Annotated in this window: 18 protein-coding genes; 7 read left to right on the forward strand and 11 right to left on the reverse strand. The window is 42.3% G+C overall.

All coding sequences use genetic code 11. The features are described 5' to 3' along the window. Positions 1 to 172 precede the first annotated feature (172 nt). Positions 173 to 1,819: a sensor histidine kinase gene (locus tag DABAL43B_RS07990; protein ID WP_145952523.1), complete on the reverse strand. Its 1,647-nt coding sequence runs from the start codon at positions 1,817 to 1,819 to the stop codon at positions 173 to 175. Positions 1,820 to 1,827: 8 nt separating this feature from the next. Continuing rightward, entirely contained in the window at positions 1,828 to 2,514 is a 687-nt protein-coding gene (locus DABAL43B_RS07995; protein WP_079691870.1) for a response regulator transcription factor, read from the reverse strand. A 172-nt stretch (positions 2,515 to 2,686) separates the two neighbouring features. Here DABAL43B_RS07995 and DABAL43B_RS08000 point away from each other — a divergent pair, with 172 nt between their 5' ends. Further along, a complete protein-coding gene (locus DABAL43B_RS08000) occupies positions 2,687 to 3,217 on the forward strand; it encodes a Spy/CpxP family protein refolding chaperone (RefSeq protein WP_079691871.1) in 531 nt (176 codons plus the stop codon). Positions 3,218 to 3,378: 161 nt separating this feature from the next. Here DABAL43B_RS08000 and DABAL43B_RS08005 read toward each other — a convergent pair whose 3' ends face one another. From DABAL43B_RS08005 to DABAL43B_RS08015, 3 genes are all read right to left on the reverse strand, one after another. Continuing rightward, a complete protein-coding gene (locus DABAL43B_RS08005; RefSeq protein WP_079691872.1) occupies positions 3,379 to 5,151 on the reverse strand; it encodes a hypothetical protein in 1,773 nt (590 codons plus the stop codon). 87 nt (positions 5,152 to 5,238) lie between these two features. Continuing rightward, a complete protein-coding gene (locus tag DABAL43B_RS08010; RefSeq protein ID WP_079691873.1) occupies positions 5,239 to 7,305 on the reverse strand; it encodes a hypothetical protein in 2,067 nt (688 codons plus the stop codon). Between the two features lie 222 nt (positions 7,306 to 7,527). Next, entirely contained in the window at positions 7,528 to 7,962 is a 435-nt protein-coding gene (locus DABAL43B_RS08015; RefSeq protein WP_079691874.1) for a hypothetical protein, read from the reverse strand. A gap of 206 nt (positions 7,963 to 8,168) precedes the next feature. On the opposite strand from DABAL43B_RS08015, the gene ggt reads away from it, so the two are divergent. The 6 genes from ggt to cysE all read left to right on the forward strand — a co-directional run bounded on the left by ggt (position 8,169) and on the right by cysE (position 17,272). Next, positions 8,169 to 10,106, forward strand: coding sequence for a gamma-glutamyltransferase (gene ggt / locus DABAL43B_RS08020; RefSeq protein ID WP_227516659.1), 1,938 nt, complete (start codon positions 8,169 to 8,171; stop codon positions 10,104 to 10,106). Positions 10,107 to 10,416: 310 nt separating this feature from the next. Beyond that, entirely contained in the window at positions 10,417 to 14,163 is a 3,747-nt protein-coding gene (gene dnaE, locus DABAL43B_RS08025; RefSeq protein WP_079691875.1) for a DNA polymerase III subunit alpha, read from the forward strand. Positions 14,164 to 14,255: 92 nt separating this feature from the next. Next, entirely contained in the window at positions 14,256 to 14,639 is a 384-nt protein-coding gene (locus DABAL43B_RS08030; protein ID WP_079691876.1) for an Hpt domain-containing protein, read from the forward strand. Beyond that, positions 14,636 to 15,553, forward strand: a complete 918-nt coding sequence (locus DABAL43B_RS08035) for an RNA methyltransferase (protein WP_079691877.1) — start codon at positions 14,636 to 14,638, stop codon at positions 15,551 to 15,553. The genes DABAL43B_RS08030 and DABAL43B_RS08035 overlap by 4 nt, the downstream gene beginning before the upstream one ends. 185 nt (positions 15,554 to 15,738) lie before the next feature. Next, the gene (locus DABAL43B_RS08040; RefSeq protein WP_079691878.1) at positions 15,739 to 16,182 is read left to right on the forward strand and encodes a YtoQ family protein; all 444 of its coding nucleotides are present in this window, start codon (positions 15,739 to 15,741) and stop codon (positions 16,180 to 16,182) included. Positions 16,183 to 16,372: 190 nt separating this feature from the next. Continuing rightward, on the forward strand, positions 16,373 to 17,272 hold the full coding sequence (gene cysE / locus DABAL43B_RS08045) for a serine O-acetyltransferase (RefSeq protein WP_254423063.1): 900 nt from the start codon (positions 16,373 to 16,375) through the stop codon (positions 17,270 to 17,272). A gap of 128 nt (positions 17,273 to 17,400) precedes the next feature. Here cysE and DABAL43B_RS08050 read toward each other — a convergent pair whose 3' ends face one another. The 6 genes from DABAL43B_RS08050 to DABAL43B_RS08075 form a co-directional block, all read right to left on the reverse strand. Then, entirely contained in the window at positions 17,401 to 17,766 is a 366-nt protein-coding gene (locus DABAL43B_RS08050; RefSeq protein WP_079691880.1) for a DUF488 domain-containing protein, read from the reverse strand. A 105-nt stretch (positions 17,767 to 17,871) separates the two neighbouring features. Further along, positions 17,872 to 18,411: a DUF924 family protein gene (locus DABAL43B_RS08055; protein WP_079691881.1), complete on the reverse strand. Its 540-nt coding sequence runs from the start codon at positions 18,409 to 18,411 to the stop codon at positions 17,872 to 17,874. Between the two features lie 65 nt (positions 18,412 to 18,476). Continuing rightward, on the reverse strand, positions 18,477 to 18,986 hold the full coding sequence (locus DABAL43B_RS08060) for a 2-amino-4-hydroxy-6-hydroxymethyldihydropteridine diphosphokinase (protein WP_227516660.1): 510 nt from the start codon (positions 18,984 to 18,986) through the stop codon (positions 18,477 to 18,479). A 13-nt stretch (positions 18,987 to 18,999) separates the two neighbouring features. Continuing rightward, the gene (gene folB / locus DABAL43B_RS08065; protein ID WP_413771815.1) at positions 19,000 to 19,398 is read right to left on the reverse strand and encodes a dihydroneopterin aldolase; all 399 of its coding nucleotides are present in this window, start codon (positions 19,396 to 19,398) and stop codon (positions 19,000 to 19,002) included. A gap of 42 nt (positions 19,399 to 19,440) precedes the next feature. Further along, on the reverse strand, positions 19,441 to 20,400 hold the full coding sequence (gene rarD / locus DABAL43B_RS08070) for an EamA family transporter RarD (protein ID WP_079691884.1): 960 nt from the start codon (positions 20,398 to 20,400) through the stop codon (positions 19,441 to 19,443). A 266-nt stretch (positions 20,401 to 20,666) separates the two neighbouring features. Then, on the reverse strand, positions 20,667 to 23,030 hold the full coding sequence (locus tag DABAL43B_RS08075) for a bifunctional prephenate dehydrogenase/3-phosphoshikimate 1-carboxyvinyltransferase (RefSeq protein ID WP_079691885.1): 2,364 nt from the start codon (positions 23,028 to 23,030) through the stop codon (positions 20,667 to 20,669). Between the last annotated feature and the right edge of the window lie 26 nt (positions 23,031 to 23,056).

A 23,056-nucleotide genomic window follows, 5' to 3' on the forward strand; every position in this document is an offset into this window, starting at 1 on the left:
TTCTTACTTTTAAATAAATTAAATACCGCGCAAGTTATAACCATTAAATGAGAGACAAAATACTGCTATGACCCATTTATTTATCTAGCATTAAAAAGCTATTCATAACACTATCAACTACAAATTAATGGGAGTTTTATATTAAAAAGAAGAGATCAATCGCAAAGATAGATTATTCCACAGGCAGCACAATTTGTACCACCAGACCTTGTATGCCATCCTGTCGATTATGCGCATTTAGCTGACCTTTATGTGCCATAACGACCGCATGAACAATTGCTAAACCTAAACCATAACCACCTGTTTGGCGATTACGAGCAGAATCAAGGCGGACAAAAGGCTGAAATATGCGCTCTAAATCTTCTTTTGCAACGCCGCCACCCTCGTCTATTATGCTGATTTGAATAGATTCAGTATTGTCATTATTTTTTATCTGCAATACTTCAACTGTGACGGTCGAATTGGCTGCCGTATGCATAAAAGCATTACGAATGACGTTTTCAAGGGCGCTATACAACTGCTCATGATTGCCCGACACTGTGCAAGAATCTGTCAATAAAGGATTACTTGGCTGCCATTGCCAATGTACATTTTTATGTTGAAACTCAAAACAAACATCTTTTCCAATCTCGCTGATAATGTCACAGATATCTACTGTTTCATTTTCTATATTAGCGATAGTGTATTGCTGCATTTGTAGAGATTGAATACGAATGATTTGTTCAATCAGCTCATTCATACGGGCAGATTCTTTATCAATGCGGTCTAAATAGCGACTGGCATTGGGGGCAAAATCTCTTGTTAATTCAGTGGCAACATCGAGACGTGCTAGTGGTGAGCGCAGTTCATGGGAGATGTCACTTAACATTTGCTTGCGCGCCAGCTCACTATCAGCCAAACGCGTGGACAATTGAGCCACGTCTTTTGCCAGTAGCCCCAGCTCATCTGTGCCTAGCTTTGATAGACTAGGGTTAACTTGATAGTCCCCAACCAGCATGCGATGCACGGTATGTTGCACACGGCGAATGCGTTGAGTCATAGTACGACTGAGCCAAAAGCACACCAAGACACTAAACAGAATAATTAATCCTAGCCGCAGCGTAAAATTACCGCGCTGCAACTCCAGCACATCCTTGAATAATAAGTGCGGACGCAGCTGTATGATAACTTTCTGCTCATCAGGTAACACCACCATCACATCAGCCAACTCCGGGCGGCTGTCGGCATTAGCAATGGCTCTACGAGACGGCTTGGGCTGCAAAATATGGTTAAGACTAAAAGGTTGATCGCCTGACTTATCACTATTTAAGCTATCACTGTTTAAATCGTAACGACTATAAGGGTTTCTATCGGCACGCGCTTTATTACTAAATTTACTATAGTCCGATTCTTTATGATCAAAAGCATCACTCACAGAGCCACGATTTTCTGAAGACACAGAGGTTTGTGAGTCTATTGCTTGACGTTGCTCTCCCCGACTTTCTCTAAAACGATATCTAGGAAATATGATAGCGCCTTGCTCATCATATATTCTTATCTGACTCATTAGCCTGCGGTCTTCGTTATAAATCTGCTTAACGGTGGATAAATCACCTGCTTGCAAGGATGTTACTAACCGTTCACGCTGAGTCAATAGCTTTTCGATTTGAGAATCCATGCGTGTCGCCAGCTCTCGCTCATTAAGCCAGCGCTCAACTGAAATGGATAAAACAGACGTGATAAGAATCATCAATAGCAAACTCAAAAACAGTCGCCAAAATAGCGTTATACGCACTCTAAACTTTGGTTTTTTTATTGATGAACCCGTCATTTTAGTCATGTCAGTCATTAAATTACCAGCTGATAACCTTTACCACGAATCGCCTTAATCGGCTCATCATGAAAAGGTTGGAGTTTTTTACGTAGGCGTGAAACATGCACATCAAGGCTACGGTCAAACGGCTGTAATTCACGCTGCAAGACGTTTTTTGACAGCCATGCTTTGCTCACCACCTCGCCCTTTTGTTTTAATAACGCAACCAATAAGTCAAACTCTGTACCGGTCACTTGCAACGCTATATTGTCTATTTGACAAATTCGCTGGGTCTGGTCAAGATGCAAACGGCTGGCTGGTAGCGGGGTATGCTCTAAAAAAGGGGTAGCCGTACGTTTAATCACGGCATTAATACGTGCCAGCAATTCACGTGGATTACAAGGTTTGGTAATATAATCGTCCGCACCAAGCTCAAGTCCAATGATACGGTCAATCTCCTCACCTTTAGCCGTCAACATAATGACCGGAATATCGCTGATAGTTGGCAGCTGACGTAGCACGCTAAGTCCATCTATCTTTGGCATCATAATATCAAGCACCAATAAATCATAAGGTAAGTCGTCATGCATCGCTGTTTTTAACCGCTCTATAACGGCTTCACCATCGTGAACGCAGTCGCATGTCACACCATGATTGTGCAAGTATTCTTGTAACAACTGGGTCAATTCTTCGTCGTCATCGCCTAGTAATATGTGTGGCACATTTTTCTCCTTCAGCGCTAGATCGCTTTATTAGCCATACTATCAGTCAATTGATTATCAATTCGCTATAAACGTTACCTTTCTTAATCTTTCATAAAGCATCGTAACGTCTATCTGCTCTATCATAGGCTCTATTAAAAGCAGGTTCAGACAACCAATCAAGGATATTACAATGAAAAAATTATTTATGGGCTCAGTATTAGCGATATCTAGCGTATTTACAGTGACTGCTTGTACCAGTGTCAATGCAACCACCGATACTGCGCCAACAACTAGCAAAATGCAAAAGCATCATCAAGAAGGTATAAACAAAGGCGGTATGAGAGGTCCAATGGCACAGTTGGATTTGACAGCCGAGCAGCAAGCGAAAATCAAAGCCATCATGCAAGAAAAGTATAGTGATCGCAAAAATGAGCGCACGAAATATCAAGCAGAACATGCGCAAATGCAGCAGCAGATGCAGGCATTGACGAATGCTAATACCTTGGATAATGCTGCCATCAATCGTCTTGCGGATCAGCAAGCCGCAAAAACCAAACAACGCTTTATCGAACGCGTGCAAATGCAACATGCAATCTCTCAAGTGCTGACTACCGAACAACGTAAGAAAATGGCACAATTAAAATCAGAAAGACAAGCAAAAGGTCATCATGGCTCAAAAAACCGTAACATGCATGGCAAGCATCAACAGCAAGGCATGTGATTGACTACTATTAATTAATTAAAATCTGACCATTTAAAAAAGCGCATCGGTTAGCCGGTGCGCTTTTTTGCTGATTTATTTAAGAATTCAATCGTTTAATAGCTTATGCTTTATGCTAGTTTCTAGAGCGATCCCAAACCTATTTTATCAAGCCCCGTCTCTTAATCTATGGTGCTAAACCGCTGTTTATACATTGGTAGTACATTAAACAGCATTTTACCCATCGCTGTACCATTGCCTTGACGGTAATACTCTGCAAGCTCAGCGCTATATTGTTTTAGATCAATACTGTTGCTAGCATTAGGCACCTGACTGTCACTAGGTAAGTTAGGAAATGCCTTATCTTGCGCACGGATAGGCATATATTGATTAAGTGCGTCGATAATGAAGCTGTTTTGCGCAGTGGCTTCAGTACTTTCTTTAGTCGGAAGATAATGACGACTATGCTGCCATTGCAATTGACCACTCTTACTAAAACCATATAGCTCTTGCACAGGCAGGCTCGAACTTAGCGCAGGTGATGTGAGTTCAGTTAATGAGCTTTCTTGAGTTTTTAGATTTTTATCATCCGCAAAATCTTTCATTTTTTCTAAACCTTGCTGGACCAACCATTTACTGGTAATTTTACCATCCGCAGGGTAATCGTCATCTTGCGTATTAGAGCTGCTTTTTATGATTAGCTCAGGATATTGCTGAGTTATAAGCTGATAAAAAGTATCCATGTAGTCTTTATAAGCTTGCTCATCTTCAGCGTTACTTCTCACACGGCGGATAATTTTCGCACTATTAAGCATAGGCGCTAGCTGTTGTTCAGTCAATTTAGGTGAAAGTGCCGTCAGCATGTTTGGCGCTATAAAATCAAATTGACTCATAGCAGCCTTGGCATAAACCCTGTCTCCTGCCTCAATATGACTTTTTACCACGGCTCGACCAAAACCTCTGGGTAACGTACCATCATCAAGCGCTATTTTCAGCCATTTGTTTTGCCACTTGGTACCTAATTTATCATCGGCAAGCTTCGATGTCAGTAATGCAAAATTGTCCGCCCATAGATAGAGGCTACCCGTTTTAAAATCGACGTAAATAGGCTGATTGATACTACTATGATGGTTGCGCGCCGAATACTGCACACTACCCAACATCGTAAACTTGCCAGCCAGTGGCTGATAAACGCCCTGCGCATTCATAGATAATGGCTGTAGCAAATAAGCATCCAATAGTTGTGATTTTTTGACATCTAGCTTGGTTTGCTTGCTGTCATATTCATTAAACAGCTTTTCGTAATAGGGTGAAACAGGAGTAATAGAGACATTAGCAATGCTTGCTTCGCTAGCGGAATCCATATCAGACGCTGGAACTGATGTCGCCATTGTCTCCTCTGCTGCTATTGCATCTACAATATCCTCAGCCGCCTCATCAACGCTATAAGCCGTACTATCATAATGATTGTCTCTCCATGCCTGATAAGCATCAGCACATACTAGATAAGACTGCTTAAGTACACCGCGCTGAGCATCATAATCAAGCGCTGCAATATCTTTATTGTCTGCTTGCACTCTGAGTAGTAACTCAGAATAAGCATTGTCGTGGGTGGCATCACAATAGCTACCAACCTCTTCTGACACCGCCAATTGCGTACTATCGATGTCTGTAAACTGCTGCTGATTCACAATCTCAATATTACTATGATAGGCAAAAGACTGTCGCCGCTGCTGCTGTAGCGCGGTTGCTAATGCTGCTTTGGCAGCGCTAGAAGTATTATCTGCACTCAAACTCTTAGATTGACTCAAATTGGTAGACTGGCAAGCCGTCATCAGTAGCGTACTCGTTACCAGAGCACTCAACATCATCACTGATTTAGAAGGCGCTGAGCACATTTTTTTTGTTTTTTTGATATCAGACAATGCCACACTATCATCATTCAACTTTTTCATTTTTTTATCCTTAAAAGGCGTTATATAAAGACTTTATACATGGTGCAACTATGATTGACCGTGATTATGATTAAACGTGATAACGTCTCAGTCATTGCCTTCGAATGCTTCTGCCTCAGTTTCCATGTCTGCTGCTTCATCCGTTATATAGCTACTATCATCACCTGCATAGCCATCATCTCCATAGCCATCTGCATAGTCGGTGCTTGCCTCTGCATAATCGGTACTAGCTTCCACATAGTCATAACGTGCATAACGAGCCTTCTCAAGCCTCTCTTCTTGCTGGCGCTGTTTTGCAAGCCAAGCATTGCCATCTATAGCTGCAGGTGCTTTTGCACCAAATGACTGTGCCAATAATGGCGTTAACGAATTCTTATTAAAACTGGCGTTATCGTAGCGAGTCTGATTCAAAACTGTATTTTGTGAGCCAAAAAAATCACTGCCGATATTGACTCGTTGTTGCTTGGCGAGTAGACGATCTGAGCCATCTAAGTAGTAATAATTGATGTGATTAAAAGAAATAGGACTAACTGCTTCTACCAGCTGTAGTAATGCACCAATATCGGCACTTTGATAGCCTTTATTGTATAGCTCAATCTTGGCAATCGCTGTTTTGAGCACCGTATCATCAGGATAGCTACTAGGATTTTCATCGATATGTTTTTGTAGTGAGCGTGAGATATTTTTTACCATTTTTCCTATCATCTCACCACTTTGCCGGCTACCAAAGTAGACTTTGACTGCCCTATCAGCACCGACTTGCCTAGCAAACTGATCATCACGAATATCAACAGCGCTGAAATACTCCGGTTCTAGCTCTGCCATACTGTTTTGGAGAGCAGCAATGACGGCATCATAAATCACGGCTGAGGGTATTTGCGAGGTAATAGCTTCAGGTAAACCAAAATTCACCGTATGCGAGGTCATTTGTGCTGGTAGCGGTGTATGTTCAGGATCACCCAGTGCCAAGATGGGCATCAATGCTGATGGATCGATAGTGATTGCGCTTTTAGTAAAGTCGAGGGCAAGAGGAATCTGTATAGATGAGCTAATCGTTGGCGACACATAATCATAGCTATAAACACTCTGTAACTGTTTTTGCTGTGGTTTATAGTGACTGACGCTATTGACCGTTAAATATTGGTATTGGTAAGCATTCATTGCTTCAACTTGCTCAGGGGTGCGAATGAACATATTGACAAGTTGGGTTAGCATTCCAGGATAAGTACGAATGGCGTTTTCATCCTGAGTGCCATTTGCGGCTTTTCTGGCTTGCATGTCTTCATAATTATTAAGTAAACCATGAACATTTATGCCACGAATTTTTGATGCTAAACCTCTGTCACTGTAGTCACTGTCGCTGTTATCGCCATAATCACTGTCATTTTCATCATCGCTACTATCTTGAGAATTGCCATATTCATCGTAGCCATCTCTATCGTAACCGTTTTCATCATAGCCATATTCGTCGTAACCATGTTGGTCATAGCCAAGCTCATCATATGATAGTACCTCAGTTGCAGTAGCCGCTTCGACTTCACTATATGCCGCTGCATAGCTATCTTCTTCAGGGTAGCTATCTGCAGCATTATCTACTTCGCCATCTTCTTCAGTCGCGTCAGCCGCTTCTTCGTATTCACTATAATCATCTGTTTCTGTGTTTTTAGAGAGATAAAGCTCAAGCAGTGTTCTAAAAAAACTGCTTGAGCCGGCATCAATACTATCGGCTTTAATATAAGGAACAGAGTGATAATTGGCTTGCGAAACAGCGACATGCTCATTGGCTAAATGTTTTTGAATAGCGCTAAGCAGACGGGTCTTAGCGTGCGTTTCCATATTGGGGTTTTTGCTTTGATCAAATAGCTGTTGATACTGCTCGGCACTAGCATTTAATTGGCTGGTAAAGGCTTGAGATTGCGCTTGATTACGGTTGCTGTCTGCAACACTAAAATCTATGGTCGTGGCAGGTGTTTGACTAGACTGCGACAAACCTGTATTTGTCTGACAGCCCATCAAAATCGTCGTTGCGCTAACGGCGGCAAGCGCATAAACAGCAAGCTTTATAGGATGATGTTTATCGGTAATCGATGATTGTACAACTGATACTTGAGAACGATGCGCTAAGGTGCGTTTTTGAGAAGTAAGCTGCCCCATAAAAATCCCTTTATTTGCTAAAAATAGACGTTTATAAATTTAGTAATTATTCTGTTATTTATAACATAAAAGTTTACAACTGAGGAATAGTACAGACACTTTTTTAGACAAATCTATCAATTTATTAAGATTTTATAATCAATTTTATATTTAAAAAGCAAAAAAAGCGCTATCAAATGAGATAGCGCTTCGCATTACACATCAACCAAGTAGTAAAGTTAGTTACCATAAGCGGATATGTTCTTTATAGTCATCATTAATAATGACCAAGCCTTTTGTAAAATCTATACTTTGGCGACCATTTTTAATCGTTTTATAATTATAGCTTTTACGGTCTGCTAAATTAATTAACTCATAGACCTCATCACCGCCTATATCTACATAACGGCTACTGTCACCATCTGTCCATTTGATGGTCAGTAACGGTAGGTCTTCATTCGAACCAAAGATTTTTTTAGATCTAGAATCCTTTGAAGAATTAATAGTTGAGGTTGTTACCAAGCATTTTTTGCTGGCAATTTTAAGTTTATAAGCACAATTAAAATAACCTGACCCATTCTCAGAAGACATAAACTCTTCGATAGTCGGCGAAGCTTGTACTTGGGCAGCGCTAAATGCAAAAGCTAAGCCTGTCGCTGCTGCTAATAATTTATTCATAATAACCTCCAGAGATTTTGGATAAAGTGAGATTAATAACAAAATTTTATTGTAATACAATTATTAATCTTTTAATTATTTATCTAATTTTAGTAACCATCTATTTTTTGAGGTAAGATATTTGTGTGATTAACCAGTAACAATATTGACCAATAACACTCGCAATCACACCTTACCCTCTTTTTTCACGTAAAAAGGATTTTACGATGCATCAATCAAACTCAAAAATTCATCAGGACGCTCACCGTCATCACTCTCGCAACAAAACAAAAATTAAAGCTGCTATTGTATTTATTAGTAGTACCTTTTTAGTCTCTGTATCTGCTCATGCTCTTGAGCCCACTAAAAGTACCATAAATACGAGTTCGATCAATACCAGCGCCATAAACCTAGCGATTATGAATGACGCTCCAACGGTATTGTCCGAAACCAAACGTATTACTCGATCCAAAAGCAATAGTCTCAAATCCACGACTAGCAATGCCCAAGCTGATCAAGCCATCTATTCTGAAGACGCTATCCATCACCCTGTCTGGGCAAAAAATGGCATGGTCGCTACCCAAGAAGCGCTCGCTTCTGATATCGGACTAAAGATTTTAAAAGATGGCGGTAATGCGGTCGATGCCGCTGTGGCCGTTGGTTTTGCCTTAGCAGTCACTCTGCCGCGCGCTGGCAATATCGGTGGCGGTGGTTTTATGATGGTTTATGATGCTAAGCAAGGCAAAACGGTGGCGCTAGATTATCGCGAAAAAGCCCCTAGTAGCGCCTCGCGCGATATGTATCTTGATAAGGATGGCAATGCGGTTAGCGACTTATCTCAATATCATGGCTTAGCGGTTGGCGTACCGGGTACGGTCGCAGGCTTACTCAAAGCGTTGGAAGATCACGGTACGATGAGCCGCGGCCAAGTCATGGCACCAGCGATTGCATTAGCAGAGAACGGTATTGAAGTCACCGCTGGCTTGTCTGAGTCGCTCACCGCCTTAAGCGATCGTATGCAAAAATGGCCTAGTACTAAAAAGATATTTTTTAAAGCTGACGGCAGCGCTTATCAGCCCGGTGAACGCTTAAAACAGCCGGAGCTTGCTCATTCGCTAAAGCTAATTGCAGCAAAAGGCGCTGATGGATTTTATAAAGGCGAAACCGCCCGTAAATTGGTCAAGGCTGTCAATGAAGCTGGCGGTAATATGAGCTTAGCGGATCTAGCCAATTATGAAGCCATCGCTCGTGAACCTGTGAAAGGTAATTATCGCGGTTATGAGATCGTCTCGATGCCACCACCATCTTCTGGTGGTATACATATCGTACAGATTTTAAATATTTTAGAAGGCTATCCATTAAAAGACTACGGCCAAAACAGCGCACAAACCATTCACTTAATGGCAGAAGCAATGCAATTGGCTTATGCAGATCGTGCTGAGTATTTGGGTGATTCTGACTTTATCGATGTACCTGCCAGCGGCTTAACTTCACAAGCTTATGCCGATAAACTGCGCAGTTTAATCAATCCAAACAAAGCCACGCCAGCAGCAACCATCAAAGCCAATAATCCACTACCCTATGAGAGTGATCAAACCACGCATTTCTCTATCGTTGATAAAGACGGCAACGCAGTCGCCAATACTTATACGCTGAATTTTTCTTATGGTACTGGTCTCGTCGCTGAAGGTACAGGGATATTACTCAATAATGAAATGGACGATTTTTCTGCCAAGCCGGGCGTCCCTAACGGTTATGGATTACTGGGCGGTGAAGCCAATGCGGTAGAAGCAAATAAACGTCCCTTATCTTCTATGAGCCCTACACTGGTATTTAAAGATAGTAAACCTTATATCGTCACTGGTAGCCCAGGTGGTAGCCGCATCATTACCACCGTTACGCAAATCATCTCAAACGTCATCGATCACGATATGAATATCGCTGAGGCCACTCACGCGCCTCGTATTCATGACCAATGGCTACCCGATGAGATTCGAGTTGAAAAAGCATTAAATATCGATACCGTTAAAAAACTTGAATCAATGGGACATACCGTCAGTCCAAAATCAGCCATGGGTTCAACGCAATCAATTATGATGACGCCAAACGGTGTTTACGGTGCATCCGACCCACGTATTGTCGATGCAGCGGTGGTTGGATATTAGGCTAAAGCTTGTCTTATCTAGTCATTAAAAAAAGCCTTCTATCCTTTATAGTGTAGAGGGCTTTTTAATATGATTTTTTATGTAGTTTTTATATTACCCAAATAACTTATCTATGTGTTTCAAAGAGATTAAACCAACCGAATCAGTGGCTGTCTACGCCAAATAATGCTATTATTAACGACCAAATTTAAACCTTAAAAACACAAACTTTAGCGTTTTACTACGCCCTAAAAAAACATAAAGTATTGATAATGAAAAATTTATCATCATACAACTCATTCCTTCTCGATCGCATCAGTAAGAGTCTTCTATGGCATTTGTACACCTTGGCATCCACAGCGAATATTCAATTACCGATTCTATCGTCCGTATTAAGCCGTTGATTAAAGCGGCGGCGGCAGACAATCAAAGCGCGCTTGCCTTGACCGATTTATCCAATCTTTATGCTACGGTAAAGTTTTACCGTGCCTGCTTAGGTGCTGGTATCAAGCCAATCATCGGTAGTGAAGTCATCATGGAGAATGAAGACACGCGCCTAACTCTGCTAGCAATGGATAACGAAGGTTATCAAAACATCACCCGTATTGTATCGCTTGGCTTTACCGAAGGTCGCGCCGACCCTACCAATCATGGCACGCCTGTCATCAAGCGCAGCCATATTTTAGAGCACGCGGCTGGTGTCATCGTCTTATTTACCGAAAAATCTGATGTCGGTCAAGCGTTAGTTGGCTCTATGCCAGAAAAAGCCGATGAGCTGATTACAGAATGGCAAGAACAGTTTGGCGATCGCCTATATTTTGCTATTAAGCGGACCAATCGCTCAGGTGAAGACGCTTTTATTAACGCTGCTATTCATGCCGGTGCTAAACACAATATACCTATTATTGCCCATAACGACGTACGGTTTTTAGAGCAAGATGATTTTGATGCTCATGAAGCGCGGGTTTGTATTGCTGGCTCCTACGTACTTGCAGACCAAAATCGTCCGCAAACTTATTCCGATGCGCAATATCTTAAAACTCAAGCACAAATGCAGCAGTTGTTTGCCGATATTCCACAGGTTGTCGATAATACTTTGCGCTTAGCAACGCGCTGTAATGTGACTTTGACACTTGGTATAAACGTGCTGCCAGAGTTTCCAGTACCTGAAGGTGAAACCACCGAGTCTTTCTTTCGCTTAGAATCGCAGCGCGGACTTGAACATCGTTTAGAAAAGCTATTTCCTATGGAAGCACGTAGTGATAACTGGAGCGATATTCGCCAAAGATATGATGAACGTCTAGAGTATGAGCTAAAGATTATCCTATCAATGGGCTTCCCCGGTTACTTCTTAATCGTCATGGACTTTATTCGCTGGGCTAAAGCCAATGGCGTGCCTGTTGGACCGGGTCGTGGTTCAGGTGCTGGTTCGCTAGTTGCTTATGCGCTAAATATTACTGATCTTGACCCTATCCATTACGACTTATTATTTGAGCGCTTCTTAAACCCTGAGCGCGTATCCATGCCCGATTTCGATATTGACTTTTGTATTGAAGGACGTGATCGTGTGATTGATTATGTGGCTCAAACTTACGGCCGAGAAGCGGTATCGCAAATCATTACCTTTGGTACTATGGCCGCAAAAGCTGTGGTACGTGACGTCGCGCGCGCGCAAAGTAAATCGTACTTTCTTGCCAGTAAAATGTCCAAACTGATACCTAAGACACCCGGTATTACGCTCAGTCAAGCGCTTGAACAAGAGCCGCAGTTAAAAGACTTAATCTCCAATCCTGATAATATGGATTATGAAGATGCCACTGAAGTGTGGGAGATGGCCATTAAGCTTGAAGGCATTTGCCGAAACGTTGGTAAGCATGCTGGTGGTGTATTGATTGCCCCGCATAAAATCACCGATTTTAGTGCCATTTATTGTGATGATGAAGGACACCGTGTCAGTCAATTTGATAAAGATGACGTTGAAGCAGTTGGTCTGGTAAAGTTTGACTTTTTGGGTCTGCGTAACTTAACGGTCATTAGTGCCGCCGTTGAAAACATCAATAAGCGCCGTGCTAAAGAGAACAAAGAGGCGTTGGTATTAGAAGACTTACCATTAGATGACGCTAAAGCTTATAAGCTCTTGCAAGATGCCAAAACCACTGCCGTCTTTCAGTTAGAAAGTATGGGCATGAAAAAGTATCTTGCCAAGTTGCAACCGACTAACATCGAAGACGTTATCGCTATGTGCGCGCTGTATCGTCCAGGTCCGCTCGATGCGGGTATGGTAGAGATGTATATCGACCGTAAGCACGGTCGCGAAGAAGTCATTTATGACCATCCCAATCTTGAGCCAATTTTAGAAAACACCAACGGCGTTATCGTCTATCAAGAACAAGTGATGCAAATCTCGCAGGTAATGGCTGGCTATAGCTTAGGTGGTGCTGATATGCTCCGCCGCGCTATGGGTAAGAAAAAGCCTGAAGAGATGGCTAAGCAGCGCGATATCTTTATTACAGGTGCAACCTCACAAGGTATCGATGAAGCCACCTCGGGCGGCGTGTTTGACCTGATGGAAAAATTCGCCGGTTACGGCTTTAACCGCTCGCATTCAGCCGCTTATGGTGTGCTGGCTTATCAGACGGCCTATTTAAAACAATACTACCCTGCTGAGTTTATGGCAGCAGTACTGACTTCGGATATGAACAACACCGATAACGTGGTGTTCTTTATCAATGATTGCCGTGAAAACTTCGATTTAACCGTGGTTAATCCGTCTGTTAACCGTAGTGAATGGCATTTTGTCGCTGATACCGCGACCAATATCATTTACGGCTTGGGTGCGATTAAAGGCGTTGGTGAAGGTGCGGTTGAATCTATTGTAGAAGCGCGCCGCCGCGATGGCTATTTCAAAGATTTATATGACTTTTGTCGCCGTGTCGATATCAAAAAAGTCAATAAGCGCACCCTTGAGGCATTAGTAAGTGCTGGCTGTTTTGATGACTTCGCCGCCACTTTACGACCTGACTTGCCAGCCGACGAAGCTTACGAGATTCGTGGTGCATTAATGAGTCAATTGCCAAGCGCAGTACAAGCCGCTGAGCAAGACCGTCAAAACCGCGAGATCGGCATGATGGATTTGTTTGGTGAGATGGACGGTATCGTCGCTGCGCCGCCGTTGGTGATGACTCCAGAGCTGATTTGGGGTGATAAGCATCGCTTAAAAGCTGAAAAGAATACCTTGGGGTTATACCTGACCGGACACCCAATTAATGAGTATTTAGATGAGCTAAAACGTTATACCTCAGGCGCACGTCTCGATAAGTTAGCTGATACCGGCTACAACGGCAGCTGTTATTTTGCCGGCTTGATTATCGATATCGCCAACTTCGGTAATCGTAACGTTATTATCTTGGATGACGGTACGTCAAGATTAGAAGTCAGCTGCTATGCTGAGCGCTTTAACCGTGTCAAAGAGCAATTAAAAGTCGATGAAGTCGTCATTATTAAAGGCAGTATTCGTGAGCGTGATGGACGCCTATTTGCGCGCCTTGATAATGCCATGAGTATGGTTGATGCACGCCTAAGATGGCTGAAGAAAATCAGCATTAAAGTCCATGGTAGCGATATTACCCTGTTGACACGCCTGCAACCGTTACTCAAGTCTGCACAAGCCAGCATTATTCCTGCACCAAAACTGTCTTATGATAACGATCAGGACGAGCAAGGTAGCCATATTAACAACAGTAACAATGGTGCTTACGATCCTGCTATGGGTGGCAGCTTATATGATGAAGATGGTAACGATTTATTGGCTCTTGAAAACGATATGAATCAAGATTCTATTTATCAAAACAGTGCTAATCAAAGCGTTTCTGAACAAAGCTATGCCAATCATGCTCTTAGCAATACAGACGCTTCGATCAATGATAACTGTCTGCCGCTTGGACTCAGTATTTATGAAGAATATGGCATTGCCAATGTAGGGTTGTCGGAGCATTGGCGCGTCTATCCGAGCGATGATAATTTACAGCAGCTAAAAAGTATGATTAGTGAAAACAACTTACACTTTCATTACAGCTAACGTTTTCCGTACATTTAGCAGGTTCATTCGTATTAAAAAATTCATTATAGTTAACTTTCCTGCTTCAACTTTATTCTATTGGACACATAACCATGGCTGAGATTATCAATAACAATACAACCGCCAAGATTGATGATGAGATTATCAATAACGAGCAGTTTGAAGACATGCGCGACTTATTAGAAGAAGACTTTGCTGATTTAATACAAGTCTATTTTACTGACTGTCAGCACCGCATCACACAACTAAGAACCGCTCAACAAGAAGAAGATAACGCTAATGGCTTTGAGCTTGCTCATGCATTAAAAGGTGCCAGTGCCAACTTAGGCACGACACAATTGGTGAGCCTTAGCAGTCAATTACAAGAGCGATGCCGCGAGCAGCGTATCAGCGAACAAGCTCCGCTTATCGAAAATATTGCCATTGCATTAGACAATGCTGAACAAGAAATCAACCAGCGCTTGGGGCAACAATGAGTAACGACGTGTCATCATTTTTAGCATCACCGGCAGCGTCAACGCTAAGTCAGACAGCGAACGATTATTTGTCTTGTTTACAAGTGGTCATGGTTAATACTACCCTGCCCGCCAATATTGGCTCAGCAGCAAGAGCGATGCACACTATGGGCTTGTCACGATTGACAGTCGTTAATCCCAAACTACCAATTGATGAAACCAGTATCTCTCATGCCGCAGGTGGTAGTGATTTATTGTCATCCGCAATCATAGCACCGACGCTAGAGTCTGCTATCGAAAATTGTCAGTTGGTATTTGCTGCCAGTAGTCGCAGTCGTCATTTACCGCGCCCTGTGGTAACGCCTACGCAAGCGGCCAAAATCATGCTAGATTTTATGGATAAACAGGCGGCTCTCGATACTACTAAGAGTACTACTGATAATCAAACCGCTCACACTACTAACCAACCAAATATCGCTATCTTATTCGGCCGTGAAGACCGTGGTTTGACCAATGAAGAATTGGCATATGCAGATTATCATATTCAAATAGATGCCAATCCTGCTTATCCAGTGCTCAATGTCGCCTCAGCTGTACAAGTGATTGCCAGCTTTATTTTTGCTTACGCGCAAACGCACATCAACGCTGATACTGATACTGATAAATTAGGCACAACTGACAGTTTAGAAATGTCAGAACAACCAATGCTGAATACTTACGTACGCCAACAATGGGATGAGCCTGCTATTACTCAACAGCAGCTACAGCAACTTACTGAGCGTACTACCGCTTTGATGGTTCAGCGTGGTCTGGCAGATAGCGAACATTTAAAATCACTGCCATCACGCTTATCTAGACTCGGCTCACGTATCCAACTTGATCAAAAAGAGTATCAGCTGTTAAGTGCGTTGATTGCCAAACTTGCAAAAGACTAATACTTAGATACAAGTCGTGGTACGTCGGTTTTTTACCCTAGACTGCGGCTGATATACTGCCGAAAACCACGCACATTATTTGATTACTATTATTTTTTATGAGTCGAACAGCAGCAACTAATTATAATTAGCAGTTGCCCTGAATTTAATGATAACCAGCATTTAATACTAAAAAGGAATTTATTATGAATTGGACCGTTTATTTATCTGGAGAAATACACAGCGACTGGCGTCAGAAAATCATGCAAGGTGCTACAGAACATGGTCTTGACATTAAGTTCACATCAGCCGTGACTGAGCACGAAGCCAGCGATGCGGCAGGTGACGTGTTAGGTAAAAATGACAATGGATTCTGGCGCGATCATCAGTCCTCAAAGGTTAATGCAATTCGCACTAAAAATATGATCCAAAAATGTGACATTGCTATCATTCGGTTTGGTGATAAATACAAGCAGTGGAACGCTGCATTTGACGCGGGATATTGCGCCGCTTTGGGTAAGCCGTATATCACCCTGCATGCTGAGGATATTATCCATCCGTTAAAAGAAGTGGATGCGGCGGCAATGGCATGGGCGCAAACGCCTGAGCAGGTTGTAGAGCTGCTAAAATATATTACTAACGATAGCTAAATTAGAAACGAGCGCCTATAGATACAAAAGCTAATGATTGGCTTTTATATCTATAGGCAATCTGTTTTTATTTATAGCCCATTGCTATGTTTTATGATGCAAAGCTGCTATAACTAAAGAGATTGTAATAAAAAATACGATAGGATGATTTATGTCATTGCCAACCAATTTTTTCAAATCGCTTGCGCGCATCAAAAAAGATTTAAAAGAAGATATCGATGCGGTATTTACTCGCGATCCTGCTGCGCGTAATAGCTTAGAAGTTATCTTGACCTATCCTGGTATCCACGCCCTTATTTTACATCGCGGTGCCCATTGTCTTTGGCAAAATGAGCAAAAACTGGCTGCCCGCGTTATCTCTTATGGCTCGCGTATCATCACTGGCATTGAGATTCATCCTGCTGCCAAAATCGGCAGACGCTTTTTTATTGATCATGGTGTTGGCGTCGTCATTGGTGAGACCGCCGAGATTGGTAATGATGTCACCTTGTATCACGGTGTGACTCTTGGCGGCGTCTCACAAAATAACGGCAAGCGCCACCCAACATTAGAAGATGGCGTAACGGTAGGTGCGGGTGCAAAAGTATTAGGGCCATTTACTGTTGGTAAAAACGCCAAGATTGGCTCAAATGCGGTCGTTGTCAAACCTGTGCCAGCAGGCGCAACCATGGTCGGCAGTGCAGCGCGCATGATATCCGATCATCACGACGAAAAAGGCAATCCTATTGTAAAAAAAGTCGATGACGCCAAGCAACAAGAAAGCGTCATAAAAGCAGCCGCTACAATCAATAATACAGAGCAAAGCAATAGCTCTAAAGATGAGCCAGAGACAAGCACACAGAGCTCAGCACGTGACACCGCTTTTCAGGCTTATGGTATCGACCCCTATTCACAAGACCCAGTCGCTGAAGCTTTTGCTAAAATGCTCGAGCATATTCAGCAGTCAGAAAACCGTTTGGATCAACTGCAGGCAGCAATGTGTAAAATCGATCCTGATTTTTGCAAAAAGGAATACGATAAATTATGCTTAGAGGATTTGGATGTGATTGGACAAAAAGATATGCATGATGCAGGCGCTGAGTTAAAGTAGAACTAGATTTTAGTTGCTGAGTAGTATACGCAATCCTAAAAGCATTAAGGTCTCAAACTAAAAACCCGAAGCCAATGGTTATAAATGGCTTCGGGTTTTTTGATAATAGAAACAGGAAACCCTCTTTATCAGTTTATTTTTTCTTCAACCCATTCTTTCAATACTACCGCTTGATTGTGCTCTTCGTCTTTTGCACCATAAATAAAGGTAACATTGTGCTTATTAAGCTGGTATTTCACTTTGTCTAGAAACTCATCTTTAAGATCATTATCTTCTAATTCTTTTTTATAGGATTGTTTAAAGTCACTAAACTTGTCCTCATTATGATCAAAGGATTTCCTCAGTTTATCTGAGGGTGCAATATCTTTTGGCCACCAGCTATAACTTAGGTTCTCTTTTTTTATGCCTCTCGGCCATAAACGGTCTACTAATATACAGTATCCATCATCCTTTCCCTTTTCTGTATACGCTCTTCGGATTTTAATTTTTGACATGACTATAGAATCCTTTTAGCCTTAAAAATTAATATTATATTTGAATGACTCACTTACTGAACCGTCCTGTCCATAGCATGAATGATGATACCCTAGACAGTCTGCTTAAAACGATGAATTGGGTTGCTTTAAGAACGCTACTTCTTCGACAGTTGAAGTCCGCCCCAAAATTTCATTCCGGTGTGGGTAACGACCAAAGCGATCAACGATGACTTTATGTTTGATCTCAGACTCGTATATTTCTTCATTAGTAAATTTCTTAAATAACAGCTCAGCTTGTTGGTGAATTAACTTTGATTCGCTATGCATATAAGGCATCAAAATAAACTTGCGCTCATCCACACTCTTTAGTTCTTGTAGTATGCCAGCTGCTACCGCTTCTTGAGCTAAGGCCAATGCCATAGGGTCTTGAGAAAAAGCGTTTGGCGTATTGCGGTAAATATTGCGTGAAAATTGGTCTAATATAATGATTTCAGCTAATCGTCCCTGAACGCTGCTACGCCAAGCATAAAACTCTGCGGCGGCAGCTTGCGTAAGAATATCGATAAAGTGTTCTCTAAGCAATTGATCTAAGCCTAAATCCTTCTCGAAAAATTTTTGGCTACCCACCTCTTTAAAACAAAAATTCAATACTCTGTTGTACATAAACAGCACCTTTCAAAGCTTTAGAAGCGGTGATATACGGGCTAAGCGTTTGCCTAACTTATTTCCTAACAATCAGTTCCACTTCCTGCTATCAATTCCTCTATCCCCGCACTCTCATGCGCTTTAAATGGATAACGATCCGCCATCATTATCCATTCAGACATATTTTCATTGCTTAGGCTATTTTTATTATTAGATAGCTTTATCAGTAAAATATCAATATCCATCGTCACTTGTTTGATAGCTGTTTGCGTTTCTATCAAACGCTGTCTCTCACAATCACTCTCAAATTGTTTAAAGGTTTGTTGCAGCTGCTCAAGTGCCACTGGCGAGGTCAAGGACAGGTAAATACATTGATTGGTATAGTTAGGTTTTGGCAGCTCGACGGTTGAGGTAAAGTCAGGATTTTTAAAAGCCGTCGATAGCTTTATCTTCCCTAGCGCAGCTAGACTTTCTCGGACACGCGGTAAGTGCTTTTCAGCCTGATAGTTACTACCCAATGCTAATAATACTGCCGTCACTGATTGCTGTTGCAACCGCTCAGGAGCAATTATTTTTAACGTTTTCAGATTCATAGTGAATGAACCTTTATGCATCATTAGGCTTGTTTTCAGCAGTTTTAGCATAGCGAGTAATTTGTACGCCAACTGCATCAGCCTGTTTAATAGCGGTAGGCTTAGCAACGCTCAAAGTCAATTTATGACAAGAATAGTTCGCAAGCAGTCTATCTGCAATTTGCCCAGCCAAATGCTCAAGCAGCTCCGCTTTGATTTCTTGACACCATGCGCTCACATCATCGCAGACAGCTTTATAATTAAGCGCGTCATTTACATCATCGGACGCAGCAGCTTTACTAATATCTGTTTCAAGCGCGATATCAATCAATATTGGCTGGGTTATTGCGCGCTCCCAATCGTAAACGCCAATCACTGCCTCTACTTTTAGACCTTTTACAAATACCACATCAGACTCTGTGTGCAACATCATTTTATCCTTATCGACTACGTTTTTTATAATTAGACTTTAAACTTAATGATTCTGTAAATTTTCATCATACATGCGAGCGGCTTTTAGCTGTTTGCTAGGACGATGACGCCACAAGTCAATACTGAATAATAACAGACCAAACCAAATTAAACCAAATACTGCTAAGCGGTGTAAGTCAAAGGGCTCTTTATAATAAAATACAGCTAAGAAGAAAATAAAGGTCGGCGTTAAATAGTTCATAAAACTAAGAATACTATAAGCGACCTGCTTGGTGGATTTATTAAATAGCAATAACGGTATCAAAGTGATCGGACCTGCTAGCATCAGTAGCCAAATATTTGGGGTAAACCAAAAGCTAAGCTGGCTACTCACCACATCCGCCTGCCAAAACCACCAGATACAAATGGGTACCAGCATCGCAGTCTCGACAAACATCGCATCAACAGCGGTCAACGGTGTTTGGCGCTGAATAGTGCCATAAGTACTAAAACTAAACGCTAATATCAAAGATATCCACGGCAAGCTACCAATCATAAGCACTTGAATAACGACAGATAATAGAGCGAAGCCAATTGCTACCCATTGTAGGGTACGCAAACGCTCTTTAAATAAAATCATCGATAACGCCACGCCTACTAGTGGCCCGATAAAATAACCTAAACTGGCCTCAAGGATACGATCGTCATTCACTGCCCAAACGTAGGTCAGCCAGTTAATGGCGATAATAATACCGGATACAAAGGTGATTGCTATCCACTTTGGATTTTGTTTAAGCGTATCAATCCATTGCCAGCGCTTACTAACAACAAGCACGACAAGCAGGCATAAAAATGTCCAGATGATACGATGACCGATAATTTCGGTCGCGTCATAGGCCGATAGTTGCTTAAAATATAATGGAAATATACCCCAAATAGAAAAAGCGATCAGCGCAGTAATAATGCCACGTCTGGTCGTTTTGATAGGAGCTACTGATTTTTTGACGACATTTTGGGTAGTCATGAGACGAAACAACTATTTTAGAGCAAAGCGCGCCCTCACCTGATTTTAATTATTCATGTCAATTGATATTAATTCATAGGCAAGAACGCAGGGTTACTACGGTAGGATACAAGGTAAAAAGCAATGTGTTCATGCCTGTATTTGCATGAACACATTGCTAACGACAACAACAGTTTTTAAATAAGTTTTATATAACGGTTAACAAGCAATCTTATTAACTTTGGAAACCAATGTAGTTAAGAATCAAGTTAATACTCGATTGTGAACTAAGGAGCGCTATTATTGACTTCAATAGACATACCGATTTGAGTGGCAAGCTCAGCAAAACCTGGGAAGCTGGTATTGACCGTTTCGACACCTTCAATGGTAATCTGCTGAGAAGCACGCAAGCTGGCAACCGCAAAACTCATCGCAATACGGTGATCATGGTGTGAAACGATATGACCGCCACCAAAGACAGGCTGACTGTTATCTACCTCATCATTTTGGGCTTGAGTACCCTTGCCTTCAATACCTTTACCTTCAATGATTAGACCATCATCGGTAACCCTACAATCAACACCAAGCGTTTGTAACCCTTCTGCCATGACCGCAATACGGTCTGACTCTTTAACACGCAGCTCTTTTGCACCCGTTAAAACAGTGCGACCTTGCGCACAGCTAGCCGCAATAAACAATACTGGAAACTCATCAATCGCTAAAGGTACTAACGCTTCAGGTATCTCAATGCCAACCAAATTTGAGCTGCGAATCGTGATATCAGCAACAGGCTCACCACCAACATGGGTTTCATTACTTAAGCTGATATCAGCATTCATCAACTTTAAGATATCAATAATACCCGTACGTGTCGGATTAATACCAACTTGCGTTAACGTCAACTCGCTATCTTGGCTGATCGCGGCTGCCACCATAAAGAACGCCGCTGAGGAGATATCGGCAGGTACAGCGATATCACCGCCTGTTAATGTACCGCCACCTTCAACACTGATGCGATTGTCATCGACAGTTACTGGATAGCCAAAAGCCGATAACATGCGCTCGGTATGGTCGCGGCTGACTTCAGGTTGGACAACCGTCGTGGTTCCCTCTGCCCAAAGACCTGCGAGCAATAAGCACGACTTAACCTGTGCCGACGCTACCGGCATATCATACTCAAAACCTTGTAATGGCTTACCTACATTCGTACGACCAGTAATACTTAAAGGTGCTGTGCCCTGTTGACCAGTACTTTGAATAACCGCGCCCATTTCGCGTAACGGTGCTGCCACGCGCTCCATCGGACGTTTATTAAGACTGGTATCACCCGTTAATACGCTATCAAATGCTTGAGCGGCTAAGATACCTGCCAATAGGCGCATACTGGTGCCAGAATTACCCATATACAATGGCGTCTTGCTGGGTTTTAGACCGTTCATGCCCACGCCGTGAATGGTCAGTTTACCGTTATCAGGTCCTTCAATAGTCACCCCCATATCACGAAAAGCTTGCAAGGTTGCTAACGCATCTTCCCCTTCCAAAAATCCAGTGACATGAGTCACGCCTGTTGCAAGACTGCCAAGCATAATACTACGGTGAGAGATTGATTTGTCACCCGGAATAGAGATAGTGCCGACCACGGTGTTGCTTGGTGAAATATTATAAGAAGCTGACATAGCAGAGGTATCCGTATAAGGAGTGCTGGCTAACATATGGCCAAAATGTCGCCGTGCGGCTTGCGCGCGGCCCAAAAGTCCCATCAGGGCGGTTGAATCTTTATCAATGATAAGCTGGCGCATCGTTTGTAAGTAGACGCTGTACTCATCGAGAGCGCTGACAATTGCGCCTTGATTGGCAAAAAATATATCGTGCCACATCTTCGGGTCACTGGCGGCAATACGGCTAAAGTCTCGAAAGCCACCAGCAGCATAACGAAACATATCTAAATTGTCATCGTGACTGGCCAATTGCTCAACGAGATTAAAGGCGAGTAGATGTGGTAAATGACTGGTATGTGCCAATATCGAATCATGATGCTCAGCTGCCATCGGCATGACGGTGGCACCCACTGCTTCCCATAACTGGCGTAACTTATTAATGGCTACATTACTGGTCGTTGGGAGTTCACAGATAATGACGCTATGATTGGCAAATAAATTGGCGCGGCGAGCATGATACCCTGAATTTTCAGCACCGGCAATCGGATGCGCAGGTACTAGCCCTATAGGCAATGTTTCGAATACGTTCTTAGCGGCTTCAATGATATTGACCTTGGTGCTACAAACATCGGTAATAATACAATCAGTGGCAATTTGACCATTATCCATTGCCGTTTTGATATCAGCAAATACTGCTTGTGCCGCTTGTACCGGCACGGCAATAACGATTAAATCACTGCCGGATACAATATCACCAAGTACAGCGCTGCCCGCATCTAGTAAGCCTTGCGCAATCGCTTCTTCTATACTTGTCAGATGCCTATCGACTGCCACTAAACGTTCACTCAAACCATTATCTTTAATAGCTTGCGCAAGACTGGCACCAATCAATCCCAAACCTATCACACAAACTTGATTGAATAATGGCGGTAAAGTAGATGGATTTGGTGTAACTGCTGTTTGATAACTTGCCGTCTGATTTATTTTTTGCATATTATTTTAATTATCTTTCACTTAAA

Source organism: Psychrobacter sp. DAB_AL43B, from assembly GCF_900168255.1.
Classification (GTDB): Bacteria; Pseudomonadota; Gammaproteobacteria; order Pseudomonadales; family Moraxellaceae; genus Psychrobacter.